We start from the raw sequence: 24,737 nt of genomic DNA on the forward strand, positions 1-24,737 counted from the left end.
ACCCGGCTGTCCTAGCCGGATCGATCAGGCCTCCCGGGGCCTTACAAAGCGCCTCCTGGTACCGCTGGTACAGGGAGGCGCTTTGTCATGGACGGGACGCGGAGCCCTGCGGGCCGGGCGCGATCGCTCCGGCCTGCACCAGCAGCTGCGCGATCCAGTCGATGAACACCCGCACCCGGCGCGACAGCTGCGCGCGGTGCAGGTAGAGCACATGCACCGGTAGCGCAGGCGGCGGGTAGCCCTGCAGCACCTCTACCAGCTCGCCCGATTGCAGATACGCCTGCACGTCATAGCGCGGTATCTGGATCAGGCCCAGGCCCGCCAGCGCGCAGGCGATATAGCTCTCCACATGGTTGGCGCCCACGACGCCGGGCAACACCATGCTGTGCTCGGTGCCGCCCTCCACCCACGCCCAGGCGGCAGGGCGCCCACTGGTGGGTGAGTTGTAGTGCACGCTCTGGTGGCCTGACAGATCGGCCGGAGTCTGCGGCCTGCCCTGCCGGGCCAGGTAGGCGGGGCTGGCGCAGTTGATCAGCGCCATGCTGCCCAGCGCCTTGGCCACCAGCGAGCTGTCGGCCAGCGGGCCCACACGCAAGGCGCAGTCGATGTGCTCCTGCACCAGGTCCACCGCCCGGTCGCTGGAGCCCAGATCCACCTCCAGCCCCGGGTGCTGCGCCAGCAGCGCCGGCAATGCCGGGGCGACGATCAGCCGCGCCACACGGCTGGGCACATCGATGCGCAGGCGCCCGGCCACCGCATGCGACTGCGGGCGAAAGCGCTGCTCCAGGTCCTGCATCTCATCGACCAGGCTGCTGGCGCTGTCCACCAGCGCCTGACCGTCCAGCGTCAGCGCCACCTTGCGCGTGGTGCGGTGGAGCAGGCGCGCGCCCAGCCGGGCTTCCAACTGCTGCACCGCCAGCGACACCGTGGGCCGGGGCAGCGCCAGCTGGTCGGCGGCCTGGGAAAAGCTGCCGGTCGCGGCCACGCGCAAAAAGATGCGCAGCAGGTCAATGCGGTCCATGGCCCGGATCCTGCGCATTCATTGTTAATAAATTCTGGATAAACATGGAATAAATTCTATATTTATCTTTGTTTCATGACCAATTACGCTGAACAGCTCTGACCTATCCCCAGGAGCTTTTCATGTCCAAACCCCAACACAGCCTGCAGGGCAAGACCGTTTTGATCGCCGGCGGCGCCAAGAACCTGGGCGGCCTGCTGGCCACCGACTTTGTCCAGCATGGCGCCAAGGCCGTGGCTATCCACTACAACAGCGCAGCGAGCAAGGCCGATGCCGAGCAGACGCTGGCAGCGCTGCAAAAGCTGGGCGCCAAGGCGGTGATGCTGCAAGGCGACCTCACCACGGCCGCTGCCGTGGAGAAGCTGTTTGCCGATACCGTGGCTGCGCTGGGCCGCCCCGACATCGCGATCAACACCGTGGGCAAGGTGCTGAAAAAGCCGATGTCCGAGATCAGCGAGGCCGAGTTTGACGAGATGGATGCGGTCAACAACAAGGCTGCGTTCTTCTTTCTGAAAGAGGCGGGCAAGCAGGTGAATGATGGCGGCAAGATCTGCACCCTGGTCACCTCGCTGCTGGGCGCGTTCACGCCGTTTTATTCCTCCTACGCGGGCACCAAGGCGCCGGTGGAGCACTACACCCGCGCAGCGGCCAAGGAGCTGGGCGCACGCGGCATCTCGGTCACCGCCGTCGGCCCCGGCCCCATGGACACGCCCTTCTTCTACGGCCAGGAAAGCGCCGATGCGCAGGCCTACCACAAGAGCGCAGCGGCGCTGTCGCCGTTCAGCCAGACGGGGCTGACCGACATCGAAGACGTGGTGCCCTTTGTGCGCCACCTGGTGAGCGATGGCTGGTGGATCACCGGCCAGACGATTCTGATCAACGGCGGCTATACGACAAAATAAGGCCGGGAGGGCGCCGCCCTCCCACCACCACAAGGAGTTGCCCATGCATATGATTTTGGTCATGCTGACCGGCTTGCTGCTGCTGGCCGTCTTTGCCCTGCTGGGCAAGCTCTGGGGCGCCGATGCGGCCAGCATCGCGCTGGCGGCCAAGTACTTCATTCCCGCCTGGCTGGGCGTGGTGCTGGTCAACATGTGGGTCGGCGTCCACAAGGCCGGCTACACCGTCGCGCAGGAGTTGCCCATCCTGCTCGTCAACTTCGCCGTGCCCGCCGCGCTGGCGCTGGGCCTGGTCTGGTGGCTGGGCCGCGCCTGATCGGCGATTGGACAGAACACCACAGTTGCCGCGCTGCAGCATCGAAAACACTGGGCCAGCCCCCAGCCTTGCACTACGCTGGTGCATGGAATTGGATGCCTGCAGCGGTTGATGGGGGTGTTCTCTACAGGCGGCAGCAACAGCTGCCAAGTGCCTGCACACCTCGCCTGTTGTGAGCCGCAGACGCGCGCTTTACATTGTCACCGTGCCGTCATACCGACCCCGCAGCATCCATCCACTTGCTGATTCACCAACCCTGGGGACAACGGACGATGACAACACACCAACCCACATTTCGCCTGGCTGCGCTGGGCTCTGCCCTGTGCGGCGCACTGCTGCTGACCGCTTGTGGCGGCGGCGATGATGATCCCAGCTTCAAGACCCTGGACGGCAAGCAGCCCCAGGTGATCGCCCACCGTGGCTACTCGGGCATGTACCCCGAGCAGACCCGCATGGCTTACGAAAAGGCGGCCGATGCCGGCGCCGACATGCTGGAGCTGGACATGCACATGACGCGTGACTGCCAGCTGGTGGCACGCCACAACGCCTGGCTGAGCGACAGCACCAACATCGCCGATGTGGCCAAGACCAATGCCACCGTGGCAGCCCGCAAGCGCACCACGCCCGGCGTGCTGGTCGATGTGAAATACCCCGCCATTCCGGCCAACGGCCCCAGCCAGTACCTGACGGACCTGGTCGAGCCGGGCAACCAGAAGTCGGTGCTCAAGGCGCTGATCGTCGACGGCGAAGACCACAGCAATGACTGGTCGATCAGCGACTTCACGATGCAGGAGCTGCGCGACTGGATTGCCGGCACCACCTTGGACAACCGCGCCGACCGCCCCACCGAGTGGAACGGCAAGCTGCCGCTGATCAGCGCCCAGGATGTGATCGACATCGCAGCGGCCAAGGGCAAGTCGCTGGGCCGCACCATCCCCGTGTATGCCGAAACCAAGAACCCCTACTGGAACAACCAGCAGGCGATCGCCAATGGTTGCGGCAGCGGCAGCCACCCGTTTGAAGACGCCGTGATGGCGCTGCTCGAGAAGAACAAGCTCAACAGCAAGGACTCGGCCGTCTACATCCAGAGCTTTGACCCCGAGAGCCTCAAGTACCTGCGCAAGGCCGGCATGAAGGCCAAGGGCGTGCAGCTGATCGATGGCAATGACTTCGACCTCAAGGACGGCTCGATGGTCTACATCACCACCGATGAATGGACCTTCATCAGCGGCCGCCCCTACAGCTGGACCCTGGCTGGCGATGCCCGCACCTTTGCCGTGATGCAGACCCCGGCCGGCCTGGCCGAGATCAAGACCTATGCCGACGGCATCGGCCCCTGGAAGCCCCAGATCCTGGCCCACTCCGTCGTGCCCTACAAGGATGGTTCGGGCCTGAAGGACGTCAACACCTTGAAGGACACCGGCCTGATCGCCAACGCCCACAAGGCCGGCCTGATCGTGCACAGCTTCACCTTCCGCAACGAAGCGGGCCGCCTGGCCGGCATCTACAAGGGTGACCCGGTGCAGGAGTTCCTGGCCTACTACCGCCTGGGCATCGACGGCGTGTTCACCGACTTCACCCCGACGGGCGTACAGGCCCGCGATGCCTACATCACCGAGCTGAAGAACCAGTAAGCACGGCGCAGCAGTGCTCACCCCCAAAAGGACGCCTGGCGTCCTTTTTTCATGCCCGCATCAGCGTGCCAACTCAGCGTACCAAATGCGGCTGGCTGCGCCGCGCCAGCGCCCAAGCCAGCAGGTTCAGCGCCGAGCACATCAGCCAGTAGATCGCGCCCACCAGCAGGAACACCTCGGCCGGGTGCACCATCAGCCGCGCATTGACCTGGGTGGACAAAAAGGACAGCTCGCCCACGCCGACGATATAGGCCAGCGAGCTGTCCTTGATCAGGGTCACCCACTGGTTCACAAACGAGGGCAGCATCACCGCCAGCGCCTGGGGCAGGATGAGGCTGCGCAGCACCTGCCAGCGCGTCAGGCCCAGCGCCGCGCCCGCATCCCACTGGCCCGGCGCAATCGCCTGCAGGCCAGCGGCCACGCCATGGGCCAGGTAGGCGCCGCTGACCAGCGACAGCGCACAGACCACCGAGAAGCTGCCCGGCACATCCAGCTTGAACAGCACCGGCAGCAAAAAATAAATCCAGAAGATCAGCAGCAGCACCGGAGTGGCGCGCAAAAAACCCAGCAGCACCCGCAGGCACTGCAAGGCCCGGCCCCGCCCCATCACCAGCGCAATGCCCAGCGCCAGCCCCAGCACGGCAGAAAGCAGGCCGGAGACCGCGCTCAGGATCAGGCTCAGCAAGGCGCCGCCCGGCGGCCCTTCGGGAAAGGTGCCGACCAGCAGGTAGAGCCAGTCATCACCCAGTGCAGCAAAGTTCATGTGCGCCTCACCTCCACCCGGCCCCAGCGGCGGCGCTGGGCCAGCTGCTGGCTGAGCAGCTCCAGCCCGATGATCAGCACGATGTAGAGCAAGGTGGTGATGCCATAGACCTGGAAGGACTGGAAGGTCTCGGCCTCCGCCTGGCGCGCCCGGTACGACAGCTCGGCCAGGCCAATGGCCATGCCCAGCGAGGTGTTTTTGACGATGTTCATGTACTGGCCCATCAGCGGCGAGATGACCCGCGCCAGCGCCTGGGGCAGCACGATATGGCGCAGCAGCTGCCAGCCGCCCATGCCCAGCGAACGCGCCGCCTGGCTCTGGCTGGCGGGCACGCTGTTGATGCCGGCGCGCACCTCTTCGCCCACATAGGCCGTCGCATAGAACACCATGCCGATGCAGGCCGAGACAAACTCCAGCGAAGGCCAGACCAGGCTGAACGGCCCCAGCGCCAGGCTGTGCGCCTGGTTGAGCCAGGCCATCCAGGCCGGTGGCAGCAGGCTGGGCACGCCAAAGTACCAAAAGAACAGCTGCACCAGGAGCGGCGTATTGCGAAACACCGACAGGTAGGCCAGCGCCAGCCAGCGCAGCGGCGCCCAGGCTGCGCTGCGCGCCACCGCAAAGGCTATGCCCAGCACGGTGGACGCCGCAATCACCAGCAGCGAGGCCAGCACCGTCGTGCACCAGCCTTCCAGCAGCCAGCGCCAGTACTTGCCCGCCAGCAGGTGCGGCCACAGCGGCTCCAGCCAGGACATCAAAAATTGCATAAACACCGACCCCAAAAGGCACAGCCCCGCGCCTTCTCAGACGCGGGGTTGTGCCCTACCTGTGCTGTTAAGGCTTGTCGCCGATCTTGAAGTTGCGCACCAGCGGCGTGGCGCTCTGCGGCCCAAACCAGGTGTCGTAGATCTTGCCGGCCTGGCCGCTGGCCTCCAGCTCCTTCAGCGCAGTGTTGACGAAGTCGGTCAGCGCCGCCTCCCCCTTGGGAATGCCCACGCCGATGTAGTCGCTCGAGATCGTGAACGCCGGCACCTCCCACTTGTCGCGCTCCTTCTTGTCCTTGATGGTGGCCAGCAGGCCGACCAGCTTGGGGCCGTCTTGCGAGATGGCCTGCACATTGCCATTGCGCAGCGCGGTGAACGCAAACGGCGTGTCGTCATAGGCCACCAAGGTCGCCTGCGGGTGCTTCTCGCGCAGCACGATCTCATTGGTCGTGCCCTTGTCCACGCCGATGCGCAGCTGGTTCAGCTGCTCGGGCGAGGTCAACGTGCCCTTGGCCGCGATGAACTGCGTGCCCGAGGCAAAGTAAGGCACGCTGAAGCCCACCTGCTTGGCACGCTCGTCGGTGATCGTGAAATTGGCCAGCACCAGGTCGACCTTGTTCGACAGCAGCAGCGGCACGCGGTTGGCCGGGTTGGTCGGCACCAGCTGCAGCTTCACGCCCAGGCGCTGCGCAAAGGCCTGTGCATAGTCCACATCCAGGCCCACGATCTTGCGCGTCTTGGGATCGACAAAACCAAACGGTGGATTGGCATCAAAGGCTGCCACACGCAGCACCCCTGCCTGCTTGATATCCTGCAGGCGATCGGCCCACACCGCCCCCGATGCCAGCGCTGCCACCGCAGCGGTCGCCACCATCGCCCATGCCTTGTTTTTCATAGCTATGCTTTCTGAGATCCCACGCCAGGGCACCATGCCCGGGCCAGCGAAACGTTGATTGGAGGCCCAGTGTAGGAACGCAGACCGTCGTTGGACAACGACGATTTCATTCAATCGATATGTAGATTTCGCATGTACGATTCGACGACAAAGCACATCGCCCAAAACGCCCAAAAGGCTTTATAAGCAGGGGAGCGCAGCATACCTGATGTCTGCACCTGCCGCCCCATCCCCCAAGAGCCACCCGCCATGGACCGCAAAACCACCACCAGCGCACTGCGCGCGCAGTTCTTCCCGCAGCTTGTGGCCGAAGGCTTTGTCCGCCAGGGCGATATCGCCCGGCGGGTGCTGGACGGTGGGGTGGTGCATGTCGTTGAGGTCCAGCACCGCCCGCGCAGTGCGGTGTTCCAGGTCAACCTGGGTGCCCATCTGTTGGCGCTGGGCGATGTGGCCGGTGGCGCCCTGACCGCGCCGCAGGCGATGCGCGACTACGACTGCGCCTGGCGCGGCTCGGTCATCGCCGGCTTTCGCAACGCCGCAGACGCCGAGTTTGCCTATGGCGCGAGCGCACAGGATGCGGCCGAATCGGTGGCCTTTCTGGTGTCGGAATGGCAGCGGCAGTCGCAGGCCTTTTTTGCCCCCTCCAGCGACTACCCTGCATCGTTTCTAGATGCCGCCCGGCTGGCGGCGCAGGACACGGACATGCACCCCGCCCACCTGCTCACCTGGGCCCGGGTCGCCGTCGTGTTGGGTGAGGCTGCACTGGCTCAGTCAATCGCCCAAGCAGCGCTGCCCCGGGTGCCGGAGCGTGCTACTTCGCTGCGTGCGAATCTGGAGGCGGTTTTGGCGGGTTGAGGGTTGGAATAGACGCCGAGCAGTTCCTCAACCGCGCTTTACCAATCATCCAGTGACCGGAGTTCAGAGCCGGCATAGTCGCGCGGTTCCGGGTGTGACCGCAGTACCAGGTCGACGCCCAGAACGCTCAGGAGTTTCATCAAGCGTTCAGCGCTGACCGCCTTGGGATTGCGTTCCATCGCAGAGACCGTCTGCTGGGTCACCCCCATGCGCATGGCCACATCTGCCTGGGTGAGCTTCGCCGCCTTGCGAAAAGCGCTCAGAAATATCGGTAGTTGCCGGCTGGTGTGGACGATGAATTCATCCATGCGTACTCCCCATTCACAGTAACTCAGGAGCAGCTATTGTGAGGCCACAACCCATAGGCTGTATTCCGAAAATACAAGTCTTAGTTTGTATTTCCGTTTTACAGCCATGGCTTGTATTTACGCCAAATTCGGCGCCAGCGCCCGGCGCAGCACTTCGATGTCCATGCCCCGGCGCTGGGCCATATCGGCCAGCTGGTCTTCGCCGATTTCGCCGACATTGAAGTAGACAGCTTCGGGGTAGCCCAGGTAGAAGCCGCTGACGCTGGAGGCGGGGAACATCGCCAGGCTCTCGGTGAGGTGCATGCCGATGTCGGCGGCATCCAGCGCCTTGAACAGGTCGATCTTGGCGGTGTGGTCCGGGCAGGCGGGGTAGCCGGGGGCGGGGCGCACGCCCTGGTATTTTTCCTTGATCAGTTCCTCGTTGCTCAGCTGCTCATCGGCGGCATAGCCCCACAGGTCTTGGCGCACGCGCAGGTGCAGGCATTCGGCAAAGGCTTCGGCCAGGCGGTCGGCCAGGGCCTTGAACATGATGCCGCTGTAGTCGTCCAGCGCGGCTTCAAATTCCTTGTCCTTTTTCTCGGCACCGATACCGGCCGTGACCGCAAACAGGCCGGCGTAATCGCCCATGCCCGATTCCTTGGGGGCGACAAAGTCGGCCAGGCAGCGGCTGGGGCGCATCACGCTGTCCACCGCCTGCTTCTCGGTTTGCTGGCGCATGCCGTACCAGGTCAGCAGCTCGGTGCTGCGCGACTCGTCGGTGTAGAACACGATGTCGTCGCCCACGCGGTTGGCAGGGAACAGGCCCATCACGCCATTGGCCTGCAGCCAGCGGCCTTCGATGATCTTCTTGAGCATGGCCTGGGCATCGGCCAGCACCTTGCGCGCCTCCACACCGACGACCTCGTCGTCCAGGATGGCAGGGTACGGGCCGGCCAGGTCCCAGGTCTGGAAGAACGGGCCCCAGTCGATGTACTGGGCGATCTCGGCCAGGTCAAAGTTCTTGAACACGCGGCGGCCCAGCATGCGGGGCGTGACGGGCGGGTGCGCGGCAAAATCCACCGGGGTGGCATTGGCGCGGGCCTGGGCCAGGGTCCACAGCGGGGTCTTTTTCTTGTTGGCGTGCTGGGTGCGCACCTTGTCGTAGTCGGCCTCCACCTCTTGCAGGTAGCGGTCCTTGTTCTCGCCCAGCAGGCTCTGGGCCACGCTCACGCTGCGCGAGGCATCGGGCACGTAAAGCACGGGGCCTTCGTACTTGGGGGCGATCTTCACGGCCGTGTGCACGCGCGAGCAGGTGGCGCCGCCAATCAGCAGCGGAATCTTCTTGATGCGGAAATAGTCGTCCTTGTGCATCTCACCGGCCACATACTGCATCTCTTCGAGGCTGGGCGTGATCAGACCCGACAGGCCAATGATGTCCGCGCCTTCTGCCTTGGCCCGGGCCAGGATCTCGTGGCAGGGCACCATCACGCCCATGTTGATGACCTCGAAGTTATTGCACTGCAGCACCACGGTGACGATGTTCTTGCCGATGTCATGCACATCGCCCTTGACGGTGGCGATGACGATCTTGCCCTTGCTCGAGACATCCATGCCCGCCGCTTCCTGCTGGCGCTTTTCCTCTTCGATATAGGGCACCAGATGGGCCACGGCCTGCTTCATCACGCGGGCCGACTTGACCACCTGGGGCAGGAACATCTTGCCGGCGCCAAACAGGTCGCCGACGATGTTCATGCCGTCCATCAGCGGGCCTTCGATCACATGCAGCGGGCGCCCGCCGCCTTGCACCACGATGGCCTGGTAGGCCTCTTCGGTGTCTTCGGTGATGAAGTCGGTGATGCCATGCACCAGCGCATGCGACAGGCGCTCGTTCACGGTCTTGGGGCTGTCGGGCGTGCCGCGCCATTCCAGCTTCTTGCTGTCGTCCTTGGCGCCGCTCTTGGCGCTGTCGGCCACTTCGACCAGGCGCTCGCCGGCGTCTGGGCGGCGGTTGAACACCACGTCTTCGACGCGCTCGCGCAGCACCGGCTCCAGGTCGTCATAGACGCCGACCATGCCGGCGTTGACGATGCCCATGTCCATGCCCGCCTGGATCGCGTGGTACAGGAACACGGTGTGGATCGCCTCGCGCACCGGGTCGTTGCCCCGGAACGAGAACGACACGTTGGACACGCCGCCGCTCACCTTGGCGCCGGGCAGGTTCTGCTTGATCCAGCGCGTGGCCTCGATGAAGTCCACGCCGTAGTTGTTGTGCTCTTCGATGCCGGTGGCCACGGCAAAGATGTTGGGGTCGAAGATGATGTCCTCGGGCGGGAAACCGACCTCGTCAACCAGGATGCGGTAGGCGCGCTCGCAGATCTCGATCTTGCGCTCGTAGGTATCGGCCTGGCCCTTTTCGTCAAAGGCCATGACCACGGCAGCGGCGCCATAGCGCTTGACCAGGCGCGCATGCTTCTTGAACTCGTCCACGCCCTCTTTCATCGAGATGGAGTTGACGATGCCCTTGCCCTGGATGCAGCGCAGGCCCGCCTCGATCACCTCCCATTTGGAGCTGTCGACCATGATGGGCACGCGGGCGATATCGGGCTCGGAGGCGATCAGGTTCAGAAAACGCACCATCGCGGCCTTGCTGTCGAGCATGGCCTCGTCCATGTTGACATCGATCACCTGGGCGCCGTTTTCCACCTGCTGGCGCGCAACGGCCAGCGCCTCTTCGTACTGCTCATTCAGGATCAGGCGCGCAAAGGCCTTGGAGCCCGTCACATTGGTGCGTTCGCCCACGTTGACAAACAGGCTGTCCTCGCCAACAAACACGGGCTCCAGGCCCGACAGGCGCATGGGAGGAACGGAAACGGGGGCAGCAGACGCGGACATGGGGCTCACCTGTGAAAACCAGAAAACAGAGACAGAACAGGTGAGCGCCGTTGATGCGGGCCATGCCGTGCATGCCCGTCGACCTGCCCCAAGCCTGACAGGCCTGCGATGGGGTACCACCGGCCTGCTGCAGCGCTCCTTGGGACAAGGCCCTGCATTTTAAGCCAGGCCGGCCGCTGGAGCACAGGCAGGGGGACTTGTCCATAGCCGCAAACACCACTCACCGTTGTTGGTTATAGCCCTATTCAATCAGACGATGCTTCGGCATTCACCCATATTGCAGCGCTTTGCCGGCAAAAAACACCAACCCATAGTCAACACCGGCTTTCTGTTTTCAAACAGGTCCAGGCCTGCTCTTTGAGGAGAATTCCCTTGCATCTGAGTTTCAGTGCTTACTACACCCTGATCTTTGCCGTCCTCGTGCTCTTGCTGGGCAAGTGGCTGACGCGGCATATCCGCTTTCTGCGCGACTTCAATATCCCCGAGCCCGTCTCCGGCGGCCTGGTGGTGGCAGCCATCATCTTTGCGCTGCACCAGGCCACCGGCCTGACCCTCGCCTTTGCCAACGCTATGCAGACCAGCTTCATGCTGGTGTTCTTCTCGTCGATCGGGCTGAGCGCCAACTTTGCCAAGCTGCGTGAGGGCGGCATGGGCCTGGTGGTGTTTCTGGGCGTGATCGTCGCGTTTATCTTTGTGCAAAACGGTGTCGGCGTGGGCCTGGCCACCCTGCTGGGGCTGGACCCGCTCATTGGCCTGGTCGCGGGCTCGATCACCTTGCTGGGCGGCCACGGTACCGCTGGCGCCTGGGGCTCGGTGCTGGAGAACCAATACGGCCTGAGCGGCGCCACCGCGCTGGGCATTGCCTGCGCCACCTTTGGCCTGGTCATCGGCGGCCTGCTGGGCGGCCCCCTGGCCAAGCGCCTCATTACCCGCCACCAGCTGGCCCAGCCACGCACGCTGACTGAGAAAGAAGTAAGCGAACACACCGAAAACAACGACAGCAGCCAGGTCGCCAATTTCGAGACGCCCAATACCGCCCCGCGCCTGATCACTGCCGAGGCCGCCATCGAGACCCTGGCGCTGTTTGCCGGCTGCCTGGCCTTTGCCGAGTTCATGACCAGCGTCACCCAGGGCACGATACTGCAGCTGCCCACCTTTGTCTGGGCGCTGGGCGGCGGCGTGGTGATCCGCAATGTGCTGGACTACGGCTTTGGCTTCAAGGTGTTTGACCGCGCCATCGATGTGTTTGGCAACGCCGGCCTGTCGATCTACCTGGCCATTGCGCTGCTGTCACTCAAGCTCTGGGAGCTGGCCGATCTGGCCGGGCCGCTGATGCTCATCCTGGCCGTGCAGACGGTGGCGCTGGCGCTGTTTGCCGTCTTCATCACCTTCCGCACGATGGGCCGCAACTACGATGCCGCCGTGCTGGCCGCCGGCCACTGCGGCTTTGGCATGGGCGCCACGCCCACGGCTGTGGCCAATATGCAGGCCATCACCAGCCAGTACGGGCCCTCGCACAAGGCCTTCCTGATCGTGCCGCTGGTGGGCGCGTTCTTTATCGACATCATCAATGCCTTTGTGCTGCAGCTGATGATTGCCTGGCTGCGCTGAACGCCGCCAAGTAGAAACGGGGCGTCGTAGTGACACGACGCCCCGTTGTACGTTTATGGCTGGGTTACTGCGCCGATTGCGGCAGGCCAAACAGGCGGTCGAACGACCAGTTGAACACAAAGGTGTAGACCAGGAAGAACAGCAGCAGGCCGATGTCCATCACCAGCGCATCCCAGAGGCTGACCTCGAACCACCAGGCAAACAGCGGCACGAGCATGAAGACGAGACCCCCTTCCATGCCCAGCGCATGCGCAATGCGGCGGCCCAGGCCGCGCCCACGGGTGGGTTGGGTGGCTTCCCAGCGCTCGAACAAATGGTTCCAGACGACATTCCACAGAATCGCGATGGCCGACGAGGCAGCGGCCACGACACCGGAGTGCGCCGCGCCCTGTCCGGACAGGGCCGACAGGCCTGCCGTGGCGGCCACGATGGCGATGGCCTCGTACAGGGCCACATAGACCACGCGCCGCATCGGCCCCTGCAGAGACCAAGGGCTGTTGTGTATTTTTTGAACTGACATAGGGCGCTATCTTATGTGTCATGAACTGATAACATAAGTCAGAATCTTTCAGAAAAATTGATACATCAATGCGCAGTGCCTTCGCCCCCTTTGACTCGGACACCATCCAGACCCTGCTGGCCGTGCTTGACCATGGCAGCTTCTCGGCCGCAGCCCGGGCGCTGGGCAAGGTGCCCTCGGCCGTCAGCATGCAGATCGCCCAGCTCGAAGCCGAGCTGCAGATGCCGCTGTTTGCGCGCGAAGGGCGCGAGCCCCGGCCGCTGCCCGCCGCATTGGCGCTGGAACCACAGGCGCGCCTGCTGGCCGCGCAGCTGCAGCAGCTCAACGCCCATGCGCTGGCGCTGGAGCAAGGGCTGGAGTCGCGGCTGAGCTTGGTGATGGCCCCGGAGCTGCTCTCGGCCCCCTGGGCTGCGCCGTTGGCCGCCTTGGCGCAGGAGTACCCGCAGCTGGCCGTCGAGGTGCTCACGGCCCCCCAGGCCGATGCACTGACCATGCTGCACAGCGGCCGCGCGCAGCTGGCGCTGGTGTTTGAGCGGCCGAGCCTTGACGGCCGCGAGGGTTTCCAGGAAGTGGCGACCGAGACCTTGCTGGCGGTCATCGCCCCCAGCCACCCGCTGATGCAGGCGCTGGGCCAGGCGCCTGCGCCCGGTGAGGCCGCCCGGCCTCAGCTGCGCGAGCACCACCTGACCAATACGCGCCAGATCATCGTTGCCAGCCGCGACTGGTCGCTGGACCATGAGCGCCTGGTCTATGCCCGCGATGTCTGGCGCACCGACAACCATGTGGCCGCCCTGCAGATGGTCAGCGCCGGCATTGGCTGGGGCTGGCTGCCCCAGCCGCTGGTGGCACCGCTGCTGCAATCGGGCGCGCTGGTGGCGATGGAGTTTGCCAACCTCAGCAATGGCGCCCAGCTCTATGTGGATGTGGTCTGGTCCAAGGAGCACCCGATGGGCCTGGCCGCCAAGCGCTTTGTGGCGCTGGTGCAGGCGGCGTCACAAACGCCTTAAGCGCCCTGCGTCTCCTGCGCTGCAGCAGCGGCTGGCGGCAGGTCGCGCACATGGATGTCCATCTGCGGGAAGGCCACCGCAATGCCGGCCGCCTTCAGCCGCGCGTTGATGCTGCGGTTGAGGTCATTGCGCACCGGCAGGCGGTCGTCCACCGCACCCACATAGACGCGCAGCTCGAACTTCTGGCCCTGGCCTTCGAGCGCCATGAACCAGCAGTTGGCCTCGGGCTCGCGCAGCACCTTGGGGTGCTCGGCCGCAATCGCCAGCAGCATGCGCTGCACCTCGGCCGGATCGCTGCCGTGCGCGACCGAGACATCGATGATCAGGCGCGTCACATCGTCGCTCAAGGTCCAGTTGGTCACCTGGCCGGTGATGAAGGTCTTGTTCGGGATGACGATTTCCTGGTTGTCGAAATCCAGCACCGTGGTCGCGCGCGTGCGGATGCGCGTGACGGTGCCGGTGTGCTGGTTGATGGTGATCACATCGCCGACGCGGAAGGGGCGCTCGACCAGCAGGATCAGGCCCGAGACAAAGTTGGCAAAGATCTCCTGCAGACCAAAACCCAGACCCACAGTCAGTGCGGCGGCCATCCACTGCAGCTGACTCCAGCGCAGGCCCAGCAAGGACAGCGCGCTGACCGTGCCGGCAATCGTGATGCCGTAGCGCGCCAGGGTCGCCATCGTGTAACGGTCCGAGCTGCTGACCCGGCGCGTGCTGGAGAACACCACCTCGACCAGGCCGGGCAGGTTGCGCGTCAGGCTGAAGGTCATCAGCAGGATCAGCGCGCCCACCAGCAGGTCCATCAGGCTCACCGGAGCGGGGCGGGCAATGCCGCTGGCCTCGGTATTGGTGGTGTACCACAGCACCACGCCCTCAAAGCGCAGCAGCGCCGGCAGCACCGGCGACCAGGCGTACACCAGGCTCAGCGCCACCAGCACCCGCTGCAGCAGGCCCAGCAGGCGGTGCGCCTGCGTGCTGACGGTGACCAGCGCCATCTGGCTTTGCTCATCGGCGGCATTGTTGTTGGCCGTGGGGGCGGTTCCGCCACCAGCGGCGGCATCGGCTGCCGCTGCCGCATTGGCCGCCTGGCGCTGCAAGGCGGCAGCGCGCAGGCGGTTGAGCGCCAGGCGGCGCTCGCCCAGCAGCAGCCAGCGCCGCAGCAGGCTGACCAGGACCTCGGCCGCTGCAAGAAACACAAAGCTGCTCAGCAGCGCCTGGATCACTTCGGTGGCGGTGTAGACATAGCCCAGCCCAATGCCCACCAGGGTCACGGCCAGCACCAGCAGCACGGCCACGCTCACCACCTGGCTCCAGCGCAGGCCCGGGCGCTGCTTGCGCAGGCTTTGGCGCAGGTAGCGCAAGGCCATCCAGCCCAGGCCCAGGGTCAGCACCAGCAGGCACATGCGGCCCCAGGTGCTGATCGCCGAATCATCGTGGCTGAAGAAGGCCAGACCGCCCAGCAGATCGATGGGCACGATCAGCCAGGTGGCGCGCAGCACCATCTGGCGCAGCACCTGCACGCGCTCACGCGGCCAGCCAAAATGCGCCACCGCCAGCCCGCAGGGGCGGAACAGCACGTTGAGCAGGGTCACGACAAAGACAAAGGCACTCAGCTGCTCGAGCGCCTGGCCCAGCGGCTCAAGCGCCACCGGCGCTGCCGTCGATTGCAGCAGGGTGCCCAGCGCGGCCGTGGCAAAGCTCCAGGGCAGCGCATACAGCAGGCTCCAGCCCAGCGCCATCAAGGTCAGGCCAAAGTGGTCCTGCGAGAAGTTGTCGACCTGCGTGGCAATCGCCTGCAGCTTTTGCAAGGCATAGCGGCGCAGGCCCAGCAGCAGCAGCACGCCGGCAAAGATGCCGGCATAGATCCAGAGATTGCGCAGCATGCTCGCGCCCAGCGCCCGCGCGGTGTTCCAGGGCGAGGCGCTGGCGCCCTGCTCCAGTGCGGCGCCGTCCGAGCTGCGCAGCACCGAGCGCCATTCGTCCAGCCAGGCGCCGCCCATCGCCAGATGGCTGGGGAACCACAGCAGCTCCTTGTCCATCACCTGGCGCAGCGCGTTGCCGCTGTTCAAGGTCGATTGCAGCGCGGCATCGGTCTGCTCCAGCACCGCAATGCGCCGCAGCAGCAAGGGCTGGAGCTGGTCAATCAGCGCGGCCTGCTTGGTCCACAAGGCCGTGCTCTGGCTGCTGCCCCGCGTGGTCATGCCCGAGTTGCCGCCACCCGTGGCCGTGCCGTTGAGGCTGAAGCGCCGCTCGCTGGCATTGAACAGCGCCAGCCGCAGCTCGGCCAGCTGCCGCAATGTGGCCTTGCGGCGCGACTGGATGGTGTTGACGGTGGGCAGCGCCACGCGCTGCTTCCACAGCCACTGGCCCACCGATGCGCTGCCGCCCAGGCGCAGGCGCGCCTGCGTGTCGCGCAAGGCCGAGGCCAGCTGGCTTTGGCGGTATTCGTCGCTCGCCAGGTCCTGGCGCTCTTTGACCAGGCGGTCGTTGTGCGCCAGGATCTGGGCAGCCAGCGCGCTGTTTTGCTGCGCCAGCTCGCGCACGGCAGCCGAGGCCTCAGCCGTGTCGTTCTCGGCGGCCTGCGTTTGCTGCACCTGTTGCTCGAGCTGCTGGCGGGCGCGGTCGGCAATGCGCTGGTTCAGCCAGGCCACGCGCGGCGTGCGCTCGAGCAACTCGCGGCGCTGGGTCTGCAGCTGCACATCGAGCAGGCGCTGGCGGGTCTCGATGGTCGACTGCTCTTCCTGGCGCAGCGCCAGCTCCTGCGTGGCGCGGCGGTGTTCGGCGCTGCGGCGCTGCTGGCGCGCCTGGGTCAGCGCCTTCGATTCTCCCGGCTCGGCCGTCACCGGCGTCGCTGTCTCCTGCACGCGCTGCTGCAGGCTGGCCAGGTCGCTGCGGCCATTGCCGGGCTGGGCCACCAGGTTGGCCTGTTCGGCCGCCGATTTCTCGATGCCGGCCTTGAGCGCGGCAATCGCTTCGCGCTCGTCGGTGAGCAGCTTTTCCAGCACTTCCTGGCTGGCATTGGCGGGCACGCGCTCTTCCCAGCGCGCCTGTATCTGGCCCAGCTCCTGGTCGCTCAGTGGTGCGGGGGGCGCACCAGCGGGCGTCTGCACGCGGCTGCGCAGGCGCTCGAGCGACTGGGCCAGCGTATCGGCCTCCTGCTCGGCCGTGGCCGTGGCCTCGCGCTGCGCCTGGATGGCGCGCTCTTCATCGCTGCTGCTGCTCGATGAACTACCGCCCAGGCCCGCCAGCGAGGTCAGCGACTGTGCCGTCGCTGCTGGGGGCAGCAGGCAGGCGCACAGCAGCAGCCACAGGGCCGGCAGCCACCAGCGTGGCAGGCCCTGGCGGGCAGAGGAAAAGTGAGGGGAGGCGCGCATCGGCACAGTGTATCGGCAGGTGAGAGAGCCCGAACCTAGGACAAGGGCGCTGCTTGCACCTGATAACAATGCTTTCAACGTCCCTGGCAGCTGCAACTGCCAGGGACGTCGGGATGCTCAGCGCGGTGGCCGGCGGTCCTGCATGCGGTCAAAGGCCTTGTCGATATCGTCGGCCTGCAAGGTGGGCTGCAGCGGCTGGCGGCCGGCGCGCTGCTGGTCGATCTGCTCCTGCATGCGGGTGGCGACCTGCATCAGCACGCGGTGCAGCCCCAGCTGCTGGCGCCGGCTCTGGTCCAGGTGCTCAACGACCGGCTGCAGCGACTGCAGCACCAGTTGGCCCAGCTGCTGCACGGCCAGGTCCAGCGGCGGCGCGTCGGCCTGGCGCGCGGGCTGCGGCGCAGGCGCGCTGTCCAGCACCGCCTGGCGGATGCCATCGAGCGACTGGCCCACGGCCGTTTGCGCCTGGCCCCATTGGGCCAGCATGCGCTGCAGGCCCTCTTGCGCGGCGCTGTCGCCCTGGTGGCGGGCCTGCTGGGCCTGGGCCATGGCACGGGTGGCGGCGACCAGGTCGACCAGCTGGGTGGTCACGCGCGTGGCGGCATCGGCATTGGCGCCGCCAGCGGCCTGCTGGCGCTGGAACTGGGCCTTGATCTCGGCCCAGCGCGCCTGGGCCTGCGCATCGGCGCTACCGCGCAGCTCGGCGAGCTTGAGCAGGTTCTCCTCGGCGCCACCGGTCAGCATCTGCGCCTCGCCCTGGTAATGGTCGCTCAGCATCTGCGCCATCTCGGCATCGTTCATCACCGGGGTGATCTTCTCGGCGAGCTTGTTCATGTTGCGGTAGCTGCCCTGCAGCTTGAACGGCGGCTCGGTGCGGTAGCTGTCGTCCTGCGCGGCGCTGTGGATGTACTGCTGGTTCACCTTGAACACCAGCTCGCGCACCTGCAGCATGCGCTGGAGCACCGCCTCCATCTCGCGCAGCTCGGCGGCCGCATAGTCGTGCGACAGCGCATTGGCCGACACCTCCTTGCCCTGCACCCGGTCGAGCAGCAGGTACAGGTCCTGCAGGCTGCGCGTGGCCATCGGCGCCAGCACCGCATTCGAGGTCATGCTGTTTTCGATATAGCTGAGCTTGAAGACCTCATCCATGCCGCCCAGCACATCGCCCAGGTTGTAGATGTCGGCGCGGTTGGCCAGCATGTCCGGGATCTTGAACACCTCCCCCGACTCGGTATAGGGGTTGCCGGACATGACCACGCAAAAGCGCTTGCCGCGCATGTCATGGGTCTTGGTCTGGCCCCTCCACACCCCTTCGATGCGGCGCGTGCCATCGGACAGCGAGATGAACTTCTGCAAGAACTCGGGATGCGTGTGCTGGATGTCGTCGATGTACAGCATCACGTTGTTGGCCATCTCCAGCGCCAGGTTGAGCTTTTCCAGCTCCTTGGCCGCCGTCGCATCGGGCGCCTGCGCCGGGTCGAGCGAGCGCACCGAATGGCCCAGCGCCGGGCCGTTGATCTTCATGAAAATGAGGCCCAGCCGGTTGGCCACGTACTCCATCAACGTGGTCTTGCCGTAGCCAGGCGGCGAGATCATCATCAGCAGGCCCATCTGGTCCGTGCGCTTGTTCTCGCCCACGACGCCGATCTGCTTGGCCAGGTTGTCGCCAATCACCGGCAGGTAGATCTCGTTGATCAAGCGGTTGCGCACAAAGGACGACAGCGGCCGGGCCTTGAACTCCTCGAGCCGGAAGCGCGCGCGGTACTCGCCCAGCAGCTGCTGGCGCAGCGCCTGGTAGCGCTCCCACTGCGGCAGGTAGCGGCGGTAGTGGCGCGCCGCACGCGTGGTCAGCTCGTCGAGCTGAATCTGCATGCGGCCCGCATCCACCCGGCCATGCTGGCCCAGCAGGCCCAGCACCTCGCAGCGCAGATCCACATTGCTGACCTGGTGCGGTAGCTCGCTCTGGCAGACCAGCCAGGCGGCGGCTTCGCTGCAGTAGGGCAGCCAGGCGGCCCGCTCGGCCTCGGGGGCGGCCTGGGCCACCGTCTGCAGCCAGTGCAGCGCGCTGCGCCAGCGCTGGGCCAGCGGCGCGGCGCCGCGCTCGCGGCTGGCCTGGCCGGCCTCGCCCCCGGCCCAGTAGCGCTGCAGATCGGCCCAGTGCAGGCCTTCCTTGGGGCCGGCCTTGAGCGCCTGCTGCAGCGCGGCCACCACCGCCTGGCTGGCGCCCGAGAAATGCAAGCGCAGCGCCTTGTGCGCCAGCTCTGCCTGCAGGTAATCGGCGGCGGCGCGCAGCAGGTTGTCAGCCTCGCTGTCCCACTCTCCCGCATCGATTGCGGCCGCTGCCAGCAAGGGGCTGGCCGGGTCGGCGCGCAGCAGCGCATCGAGCAGGCCCTGGTCCTGCGCAAAGGCGCGCAGCTGGGCCATGATGTCGGTCTGCAGCGCCAGGCGCTCGGTCTCGCTGCCCAGCAGCTGCTGCATGGCCTGGGCCTGCTGCGCGCGCTCGGGCCAGCGCGCAATGCTGCTGGCCAGCTGGGGCTGCTGGATATGGGCCTGCTGGCTCCAGAACAGCAGCGCCAGGCTGCGTGCCTGCGGCGCATGGCGCAGCACACCGGCGCCATCGGCCAGCGGCACCAGCGCCTGCAAGATAACGGCCGCATCATGGTCGTGGATGCCGCGCTCATAGCCGTCGCGGTAGCGCGGCGCTGAAAACTCGCGGATCGCCTGGGTCAGCGCCTCCGCATCGGGCAGGAGCTGGCGCAGGCGGTCCTGGCTCCAGCCTTCGCGCCCGGCGCGCACGGCCTGCACCACCTCCAGCGCCAGGTACTCGCCCCGGTACATCTCGGCCGATTCGGCCGGCGACGAGGCATCCCAGTAGGCCTGCAGGCCGGCCAGCTCGGCGTTGTCCACCGGCTCGAAGTACTCGGTGCCCACCAGGTGCAGGTAGAGCTGGCCGTCGCGCGGCAGCAAGGTCAGGTCCAGGTCCTGGTTGCCGACCGAGAAGCGGTGGCGGCCCAGGCGGATCAGCTTGCCATCGCCCTCGTACAAATCGTTGCGGTCCTGCAGCGCGCGGAAGGCCTGGTCGCGCAGCGTCTTGATGCGGCCGTCGATGTCATCGGCCTTGACGGGGTCCTGCAGCTCGCCGCGCAGGCGCCCGGCCAATTCCTTGAGCTTGGCAATCAGCGGATCGCCGGCAAAAAACGCGTGCAGCGCCTCAGGGCTGGCGATCTTTTCGGTGCGCTTGGGCAGGCCTTGCACAATGCGCAGCGCGGCATCGAGCACGCCCTGGGCGCGGCGCTGGCGCTCGTCCTGCAAGGACTGCTTGCGCGCCTCGAAGGTCTCCAGCACCTCTTCGCGCTTGGCGATGATGTCCGAGAGAAACTGCGCATGTTCGCCAAACTGGCTCTCGATGTCTTCGAGCTGTACCAAGAGGCGCGCCAGCTGCTCATCGCATTTCTCGGGCGTCTGGGCCAGGTTCAGGCCGCTGACGATGCTCTGCGAGAACAGCGCCAGCTGCGCGGCAAACTGGGCCAGGTTCTCGGCACTGCCCAGGCCGGATTTGCGCTGCTCGGCGCGTGCGCGCACCTGGTTCAAGCGCGCATAGATGGACGAGATGCGGTCCACCACGGCCGTGCGCTGGGTGGCATCGTCGATCTTGAGGCTGCCCATCAGCTCGGACAGCAGATCGAGCGCGGCCGACATCTGGGCCATCTGCGCCAGCGGCTCGGCCAGCTGCACCACCGTGGTCGCTGCCTGGGCCTGCTGGTCCAGCGCCTGCAGCTGCTCCACATAGGGCTGCATGGCGGCATCGGTGGCAATAAAGCCCGCCGTGCGCTGCGAGACTTCGGCCTGGGCCTCGTCGGCCGTCTGCACCATGGCCTCGATCGCTGCGGCATCGACATAGCGCAGCTCGCGCGTGGCCAGCAGCTGGCCGCGCAGCGCGGCCAGGTCGGTGAGCGCCCCCACATAGGCATCGATGCTGTCGCCGTCCGACAGGCGAATCTGCTTGAGCAGCTGCACATGGCGGCTGCTGACCTCGCCCATGGCCTTGGCCGAGGCCTGGCGGATGCTTTCGACCTTTTCGTACTCGTCCAGCACCGCGTCGCCGGTGGCGACGATGCCCAGAAGGTTCTCATGCAGCGCCTGCATGCCCGCGCTGCTGAGCCAGTGGTAGCGCTCAAATAGGCGCCGCGCCGTGTCGATCAGCCGCTCATAGCGCGGCAGCGAGACCTCGGTGGCGGCGATCTCCTTGCGCACGCTGTACAGGTCGGAGATGCCGCTGACCAGCTCGGCATTGCCGATGCGGCCCAGCACGCTGTCCTTTTGCGGCTGGCGCGCGGCATAGTCGTCCGACGCAAACGGCGTGCGCCACAGCTGCATCGGGTGCACGCGCGAGGCCTCATTGCTCTCGGCAGCAAAGATGACAATGCGGCCATCGTCCATGCGCGCATAGCCGTGGCCGATCAGGGGCGGCTGCAGCGCCCGCTCGATCAGGTTGTACTTGAACAGCGCCATGCGCCCGCTCTCGGGCTCGTAGAACACGTAGAGCACATCCTCGCCATTGGGCGAGCGGATGCTGCGGCGGTAGCGCATGCCCTGCATGTTCTGCTCGAAGGCGCGGTGTTCGCCGTTTTGCAGGTAGTAGCCGCCGGGGAAGATGATGCCGTGGTCCTGCGGCAGCTGGATGCAGGCCGCGCCAATCGCGTCCATGCGCAGCACCTGGCGCGACAAGGTGTTGTAGACCAGGTAGCGCCACTGATCCTCGCGGTAGGGCAGGATCTTGAGCAGCACCAGGCTGCCGACGGCCGCGTATTCAAACACCGCGTCATCGAGCGACTGGTTCTTCTCCTGCACCGGCTCGCGGTAGATGCCCAGGCCGTCGTTAGTGTTGTTCTCGACCTTGATCGTCAGGTCGCCATCGAGCGTCTCGACAAACACCTTGTCCAAGATATTGATGTGCGGATGGCGGCCCTGCACCAGGTGCTCGCGGCCGGCGCGCTGCCATTCAAAATCATGCGGGGCGGGCAGCTCGATATCGCGCTCGCCCCGGTTGTCGATGTAGCGGATCTGCTGGCCATCGGGCGAGACCGACCAGCGGAACACCCGCACATCGCCCAGGCGCTCGCCGATCTGAAAACTGGCCAGCAGCTTGCCATCGCGCACCGCCAGCTGCATCAGCTTGGTGTGCTTGTAGTAGGCGTAGAGCTCCTGGAAATCCTGCACAAAGCTCTGGATGCCCAGGAAGCTGTCCTTGAGCTCGACCGGCGTGACTTCGTAGCCCTGCTCGCCCTCGTGCAGGCGGTAGAGCGCAAACACATCCTCGATGCGCGTCTCCTGCTTGAGGCCCATGAACACGTTGTAGCCAAACAGCAGATAGCCGCCGACCTGGGCGATGTCGCGGCCCAGGCAGTTGTTTTCGGTGCGCACCCGCATGCGGGCGATGACCTCCATCTGGCTGCGGCCAAACTCTTCCAGCCGGGCTTCATTGAGTTCGCGCGCCAGCGTCTCCAGCGCCTGGCCCTGGGCATCGAGCCGCTTGGCCAGCACTTCATAGGAGCCGCCGCTGGCGACGGCGTCGTCAACGGCAGAACGGTCCGGTGGGTGGTTGGTGGGAATAGTGGACATGGCTAGAGCGGCAGAGAATGCGGTGGGGCAGGGCCGGCCAGCACGGGGGCTGGGGCCTGCGATGGGAGTGGCCCGCCCAGCGGCGCGCAGGGCGCCGCCGGGCCAGGCGGGCTAGGCCAAAGCCTGGACTCAGGACTCGGCCGCCGATGGCGGCAGGCTCTTCTTGTCCTGGCCGCCGCCCAGCAGGTTGCTCAGTGCATCCGTGGGCAGGCCCTTGCCGCCGATGAACTTTTGCAGCAGCTCCTGCACGATGGGGCTCTTGGCCGAGACACCTTCGACCGCCTTGCCCACCGACAGCGCCTTGGCAAAGTTGTTGAAGAAGTCGCCACCGCCGCCGACGATGTCGATATTGGCCTTGGACAGCGCCGCCGACAGCACCTCGGCCTGCTCCTGCGCCACGGTCTTGTTCGCCTCGATCGCAGCCAGCGCCTGCTCGAAGTTCTTCTCCAGCTGCATGCGGAACTCTTCGTGCGAGCGGGCCTGGTCGGACAGCGACGCGAGCGCCGTGAACTTCTCGGTCAGACCCTTGGCCTCGGCGAACAGCTTGTCGCGCAGCACATCGGCTTCGGACTGGCCCACATCGCGGGTCACCACCGCCTTGGTGTTGCCCACCTGGGCTTCACCACGGGCCTGTGCCATCAGGCGCTCTTCCAGCACCTTGGCATCGGCCAGGCCGAGCTTTTCGTTGGCATCGGCCTGCGCCTCGATCACACGCACTTCGGCCAGGCCCTTTTCCTCTTCGCCGCGCGCCTGGGCGATCAGCTTCTCGGCAATGATCTTGGCCTGCACCAGGCCTTCGCGCTCGATGGCCGCTGCCGTCACTTCGCGCACCTTGGCGTCGGCCAGGCCCGGCGCTGCGCGCTCGACCTCGATGGCCTCGGCCATCTTCTTCTTGGCTTCGGCGGTCTTGCCCGCCGCTTCCAGCTCGGCCTGGGCCAAGGTGGTCACCTCAACCGCCTTGTGGCGCGATGCCGACTCGTCGGCCTCGGCCTTCTTGACCTGGCGCACCATGTCTTCTTCGGCCTGGGCCTGGGCAGTCAGCACGGTGACCTGCTTCATGCGTTCGGCCTCGGACACCACGCGCACTTCCTTGATGCGCTCCTCTTCCTGGGCCACGCCCTTTTCGACCACCACGCGCTCGCGGATGACATTGGCGATATTGGCCTTCTCGACCTCGATGGCCTTTTCCTTCTCGATGCGCTGCAGCTCCACTTCGCGCTGGCGCGAGACCACTTCCAGGTCCTTGGCGCGGGTGACCTTTTCAATCTCGATCACCACCGCGCGCTCGCGGTTCTGCTGCGCCACTGCGACTTCGCGCTGGCGGTTTTCTTCGCGGATGTCGAGCTGCTCCTGCGTCTGGATGCGGGCCTGCTCGGCTTTCAAGCGCTCTTCTTCCTGCACCTTCTGGGTCTCGGCCTGCTCGCGCGCCTGGATGGTGGCGATCTCGCGCTTCTGGCGCGCCTCGGCATCGGCCTGCTGGCGCTCGAGCGCCAGCATCGCTTCCTTGGTCTCGACGTTCTTCTTGGTCACGGCCAGCTCGGCATTGCGCTCGAGCTCGTTGGTGACGATGTTCTGGTTGGCCGTCAGCTCGGTGATCTTGCGGATACCTTCGGCGTCCAGGATGTTGTTCGGGTCCAGCGAGGCCTTGGAGGTCTGCTCCAGGTAGTCGATGGCCACGTCTTCGAGCACATAGCCGTTGAGGTCATTGCCGATCACATGGATGATCTGGTCGCGGAAATCCTGGCGGTTCTCGAACAGTTTGACAAAGTCGATCTGCTTGCCCACGGTCTTCAAGGCCTCGGAGAACTTGGCATTGAACAGCTCATTGACAGCGCCCTTCTCCGATGCACGCTCCACACCGATGGCCTTGGCCACCTTGAGCACGTCGGCGGCGGTCTCGTTGACGCGCAGGTAAAAGGCCACGGTGATGTCGGCCCGCATGTTGTCGCGGCAGATCAGGCCCTCCTTGCCACGGCGGTCAATCTCCAAGGTGATCAGCGAGATGCGCATGAACTCCTTCTTGTGGATCACCGGCAGCACCATGCCGCCGGTGAACTTCACCTTGGGCTGCGAGGTCGTGTCATTGATGATCAAGGCTGTGCCCTGGGGCACCTTGATGTAGAAGGCCTTGACCAGCGCAAACAGGCCCAGGATGACGATGAAGACCGTGCCGATCACCACCCCCGCGACGATGTACCACTCCAGATTTCCCCAATTCATGCGTAGCTCCCTATCAGTATCAATTTCTAAAAAAATGCGATGCGGGCCCGCCGCACTGGCGCG

At 65.7% G+C, this 24,737-nt stretch carries 16 protein-coding genes and 1 riboswitch; of the genes, 6 read left to right on the plus strand and 10 right to left on the minus strand.

Features of this window, described 5'->3' with window-relative positions:
- Positions 1–85: 85 nt before the first annotated feature.
- On the minus strand, positions 86–1,021 hold the full coding sequence (locus WH367_RS14530) for a LysR family transcriptional regulator (protein ID WP_339536644.1): 936 nt from the start codon (positions 1,019–1,021) through the stop codon (positions 86–88).
- Positions 1,022–1,143: 122 nt separating this feature from the next.
- On the opposite strand from WH367_RS14530, the gene WH367_RS14535 reads away from it, so the two are divergent.
- The 3 genes from WH367_RS14535 (at position 1,144) to WH367_RS14545 (ending at position 3,870) form a co-directional block, all read left to right on the plus strand.
- The gene (locus WH367_RS14535) at positions 1,144–1,923 is read left to right on the plus strand and encodes an SDR family oxidoreductase (protein WP_339536645.1); all 780 of its coding nucleotides are present in this window, start codon (positions 1,144–1,146) and stop codon (positions 1,921–1,923) included.
- Between the two features lie 43 nt (positions 1,924–1,966).
- Positions 1,967–2,236 carry a hypothetical protein gene (locus WH367_RS14540; RefSeq protein ID WP_339536646.1) on the plus strand — a complete coding sequence of 90 codons (270 nt, stop codon included), beginning with the start codon at positions 1,967–1,969 and terminating at the stop codon, positions 2,234–2,236.
- 272 nt (positions 2,237–2,508) lie between these two features.
- Positions 2,509–3,870 carry a glycerophosphodiester phosphodiesterase family protein gene (locus WH367_RS14545; RefSeq protein ID WP_339536647.1) on the plus strand — a complete coding sequence of 454 codons (1,362 nt, stop codon included), beginning with the start codon at positions 2,509–2,511 and terminating at the stop codon, positions 3,868–3,870.
- A 73-nt stretch (positions 3,871–3,943) separates the two neighbouring features.
- Here WH367_RS14545 and WH367_RS14550 read toward each other — a convergent pair whose 3' ends face one another.
- From WH367_RS14550 to WH367_RS14560, 3 genes are all read right to left on the minus strand, one after another.
- The gene (locus WH367_RS14550) at positions 3,944–4,633 is read right to left on the minus strand and encodes an amino acid ABC transporter permease (RefSeq protein ID WP_339516792.1); all 690 of its coding nucleotides are present in this window, start codon (positions 4,631–4,633) and stop codon (positions 3,944–3,946) included.
- Positions 4,630–5,397: an amino acid ABC transporter permease gene (locus WH367_RS14555; protein WP_339536648.1), complete on the minus strand. Its 768-nt coding sequence runs from the start codon at positions 5,395–5,397 to the stop codon at positions 4,630–4,632. Before WH367_RS14555 ends, WH367_RS14550 begins: the two co-directional genes overlap by 4 nt.
- Before the next feature lie 67 nt (positions 5,398–5,464).
- Complete coding sequence (locus tag WH367_RS14560) at positions 5,465–6,289, minus strand: ABC transporter substrate-binding protein (protein WP_021025332.1); 825 nt, start codon at positions 6,287–6,289, stop codon at positions 5,465–5,467.
- A 249-nt stretch (positions 6,290–6,538) separates the two neighbouring features.
- Between WH367_RS14560 and WH367_RS14565 the strand changes: the two genes are divergently transcribed.
- Positions 6,539–7,144, plus strand: a complete 606-nt coding sequence (locus WH367_RS14565) for a DUF4304 domain-containing protein (RefSeq protein WP_339536649.1) — start codon at positions 6,539–6,541, stop codon at positions 7,142–7,144.
- 38 nt (positions 7,145–7,182) lie between these two features.
- Here WH367_RS14565 and WH367_RS14570 read toward each other — a convergent pair whose 3' ends face one another.
- Both WH367_RS14570 and metH read right to left on the minus strand, forming a co-directional pair.
- Positions 7,183–7,452: a helix-turn-helix domain-containing protein gene (locus WH367_RS14570; RefSeq protein WP_312988892.1), complete on the minus strand. Its 270-nt coding sequence runs from the start codon at positions 7,450–7,452 to the stop codon at positions 7,183–7,185.
- A 117-nt stretch (positions 7,453–7,569) separates the two neighbouring features.
- Positions 7,570–10,323: a methionine synthase gene (metH, locus tag WH367_RS14575; RefSeq protein WP_339536650.1), complete on the minus strand. Its 2,754-nt coding sequence runs from the start codon at positions 10,321–10,323 to the stop codon at positions 7,570–7,572.
- 35 nt (positions 10,324–10,358) lie between these two features.
- A riboswitch (S-adenosyl-L-homocysteine riboswitch) is annotated at positions 10,359–10,470 on the minus strand.
- A 225-nt stretch (positions 10,471–10,695) separates the two neighbouring features.
- Here metH and gltS point away from each other — a divergent pair.
- A complete protein-coding gene (gene gltS, locus WH367_RS14580; protein WP_339536651.1) occupies positions 10,696–11,934 on the plus strand; it encodes a sodium/glutamate symporter in 1,239 nt (412 codons plus the stop codon).
- A 64-nt stretch (positions 11,935–11,998) separates the two neighbouring features.
- Here the strand turns inward: gltS and WH367_RS14585 are convergent, their stop codons facing one another.
- On the minus strand, positions 11,999–12,454 hold the full coding sequence (locus WH367_RS14585) for a PACE efflux transporter (protein ID WP_021025337.1): 456 nt from the start codon (positions 12,452–12,454) through the stop codon (positions 11,999–12,001).
- A 68-nt stretch (positions 12,455–12,522) separates the two neighbouring features.
- Here WH367_RS14585 and WH367_RS14590 point away from each other — a divergent pair, with 68 nt between their 5' ends.
- Positions 12,523–13,461 (plus strand): LysR family transcriptional regulator, encoded by a 939-nt coding sequence (locus tag WH367_RS14590; RefSeq protein WP_312988888.1) that lies wholly within the window; start codon positions 12,523–12,525, stop codon positions 13,459–13,461.
- On the opposite strand, the gene WH367_RS14595 is transcribed toward WH367_RS14590, so the two are convergent.
- The 3 genes from WH367_RS14595 to WH367_RS14605 form a co-directional block, all read right to left on the minus strand.
- Complete coding sequence (locus WH367_RS14595) at positions 13,458–16,835, minus strand: mechanosensitive ion channel domain-containing protein (protein ID WP_339536652.1); 3,378 nt, start codon at positions 16,833–16,835, stop codon at positions 13,458–13,460. The genes WH367_RS14590 and WH367_RS14595 overlap by 4 nt on opposite strands.
- A gap of 117 nt (positions 16,836–16,952) precedes the next feature.
- On the minus strand, positions 16,953–22,454 hold the full coding sequence (locus tag WH367_RS14600; RefSeq protein ID WP_339536653.1) for a DNA repair ATPase: 5,502 nt from the start codon (positions 22,452–22,454) through the stop codon (positions 16,953–16,955).
- Positions 22,455–22,583: 129 nt separating this feature from the next.
- Positions 22,584–24,674: a flotillin family protein gene (locus tag WH367_RS14605; RefSeq protein ID WP_312988083.1), complete on the minus strand. Its 2,091-nt coding sequence runs from the start codon at positions 24,672–24,674 to the stop codon at positions 22,584–22,586.
- Between the last annotated feature and the right edge of the window lie 63 nt (positions 24,675–24,737).

The sequence above is a fragment of the Comamonas sp. MYb21 genome, assembly GCF_037479395.1.
In the GTDB taxonomy this organism is placed as follows: Bacteria; Pseudomonadota; Gammaproteobacteria; order Burkholderiales; family Burkholderiaceae_C; genus Comamonas.

Bases quoted from the DNA above. Each gene is read 5' to 3' on its own strand.
- WH367_RS14530 (WP_339536644.1), bottom strand. From the start codon at position 1,021: ATGGACCGCATTGACCTGCTGCGCATCTTTTTGCGCGTGGCCGCGACC.
- WH367_RS14535 (WP_339536645.1), top strand. From the start codon at position 1,144: ATGTCCAAACCCCAACACAGCCTGCAGGGCAAGACCGTTTTGATCGCC.
- WH367_RS14540 (WP_339536646.1), top strand. From the start codon at position 1,967: ATGCATATGATTTTGGTCATGCTGACCGGCTTGCTGCTGCTGGCCGTC.
- WH367_RS14545 (WP_339536647.1), top strand. From the start codon at position 2,509: ATGACAACACACCAACCCACATTTCGCCTGGCTGCGCTGGGCTCTGCC.
- WH367_RS14550 (WP_339516792.1), bottom strand. From the start codon at position 4,633: ATGAACTTTGCTGCACTGGGTGATGACTGGCTCTACCTGCTGGTCGGC.
- WH367_RS14555 (WP_339536648.1), bottom strand. From the start codon at position 5,397: ATGCAATTTTTGATGTCCTGGCTGGAGCCGCTGTGGCCGCACCTGCTG.
- WH367_RS14560 (WP_021025332.1), bottom strand. From the start codon at position 6,289: ATGAAAAACAAGGCATGGGCGATGGTGGCGACCGCTGCGGTGGCAGCG.
- WH367_RS14565 (WP_339536649.1), top strand. From the start codon at position 6,539: ATGGACCGCAAAACCACCACCAGCGCACTGCGCGCGCAGTTCTTCCCG.
- WH367_RS14570 (WP_312988892.1), bottom strand. From the start codon at position 7,452: ATGGATGAATTCATCGTCCACACCAGCCGGCAACTACCGATATTTCTG.
- metH (WP_339536650.1), bottom strand. From the start codon at position 10,323: ATGTCCGCGTCTGCTGCCCCCGTTTCCGTTCCTCCCATGCGCCTGTCG.
- WH367_RS14585 (WP_021025337.1), bottom strand. From the start codon at position 12,454: ATGTCAGTTCAAAAAATACACAACAGCCCTTGGTCTCTGCAGGGGCCG.
- WH367_RS14590 (WP_312988888.1), top strand. From the start codon at position 12,523: ATGCGCAGTGCCTTCGCCCCCTTTGACTCGGACACCATCCAGACCCTG.
- WH367_RS14595 (WP_339536652.1), bottom strand. From the start codon at position 16,835: ATGCGCGCCTCCCCTCACTTTTCCTCTGCCCGCCAGGGCCTGCCACGC.
- WH367_RS14600 (WP_339536653.1), bottom strand. From the start codon at position 22,454: ATGTCCACTATTCCCACCAACCACCCACCGGACCGTTCTGCCGTTGAC.
- WH367_RS14605 (WP_312988083.1), bottom strand. From the start codon at position 24,674: ATGAATTGGGGAAATCTGGAGTGGTACATCGTCGCGGGGGTGGTGATC.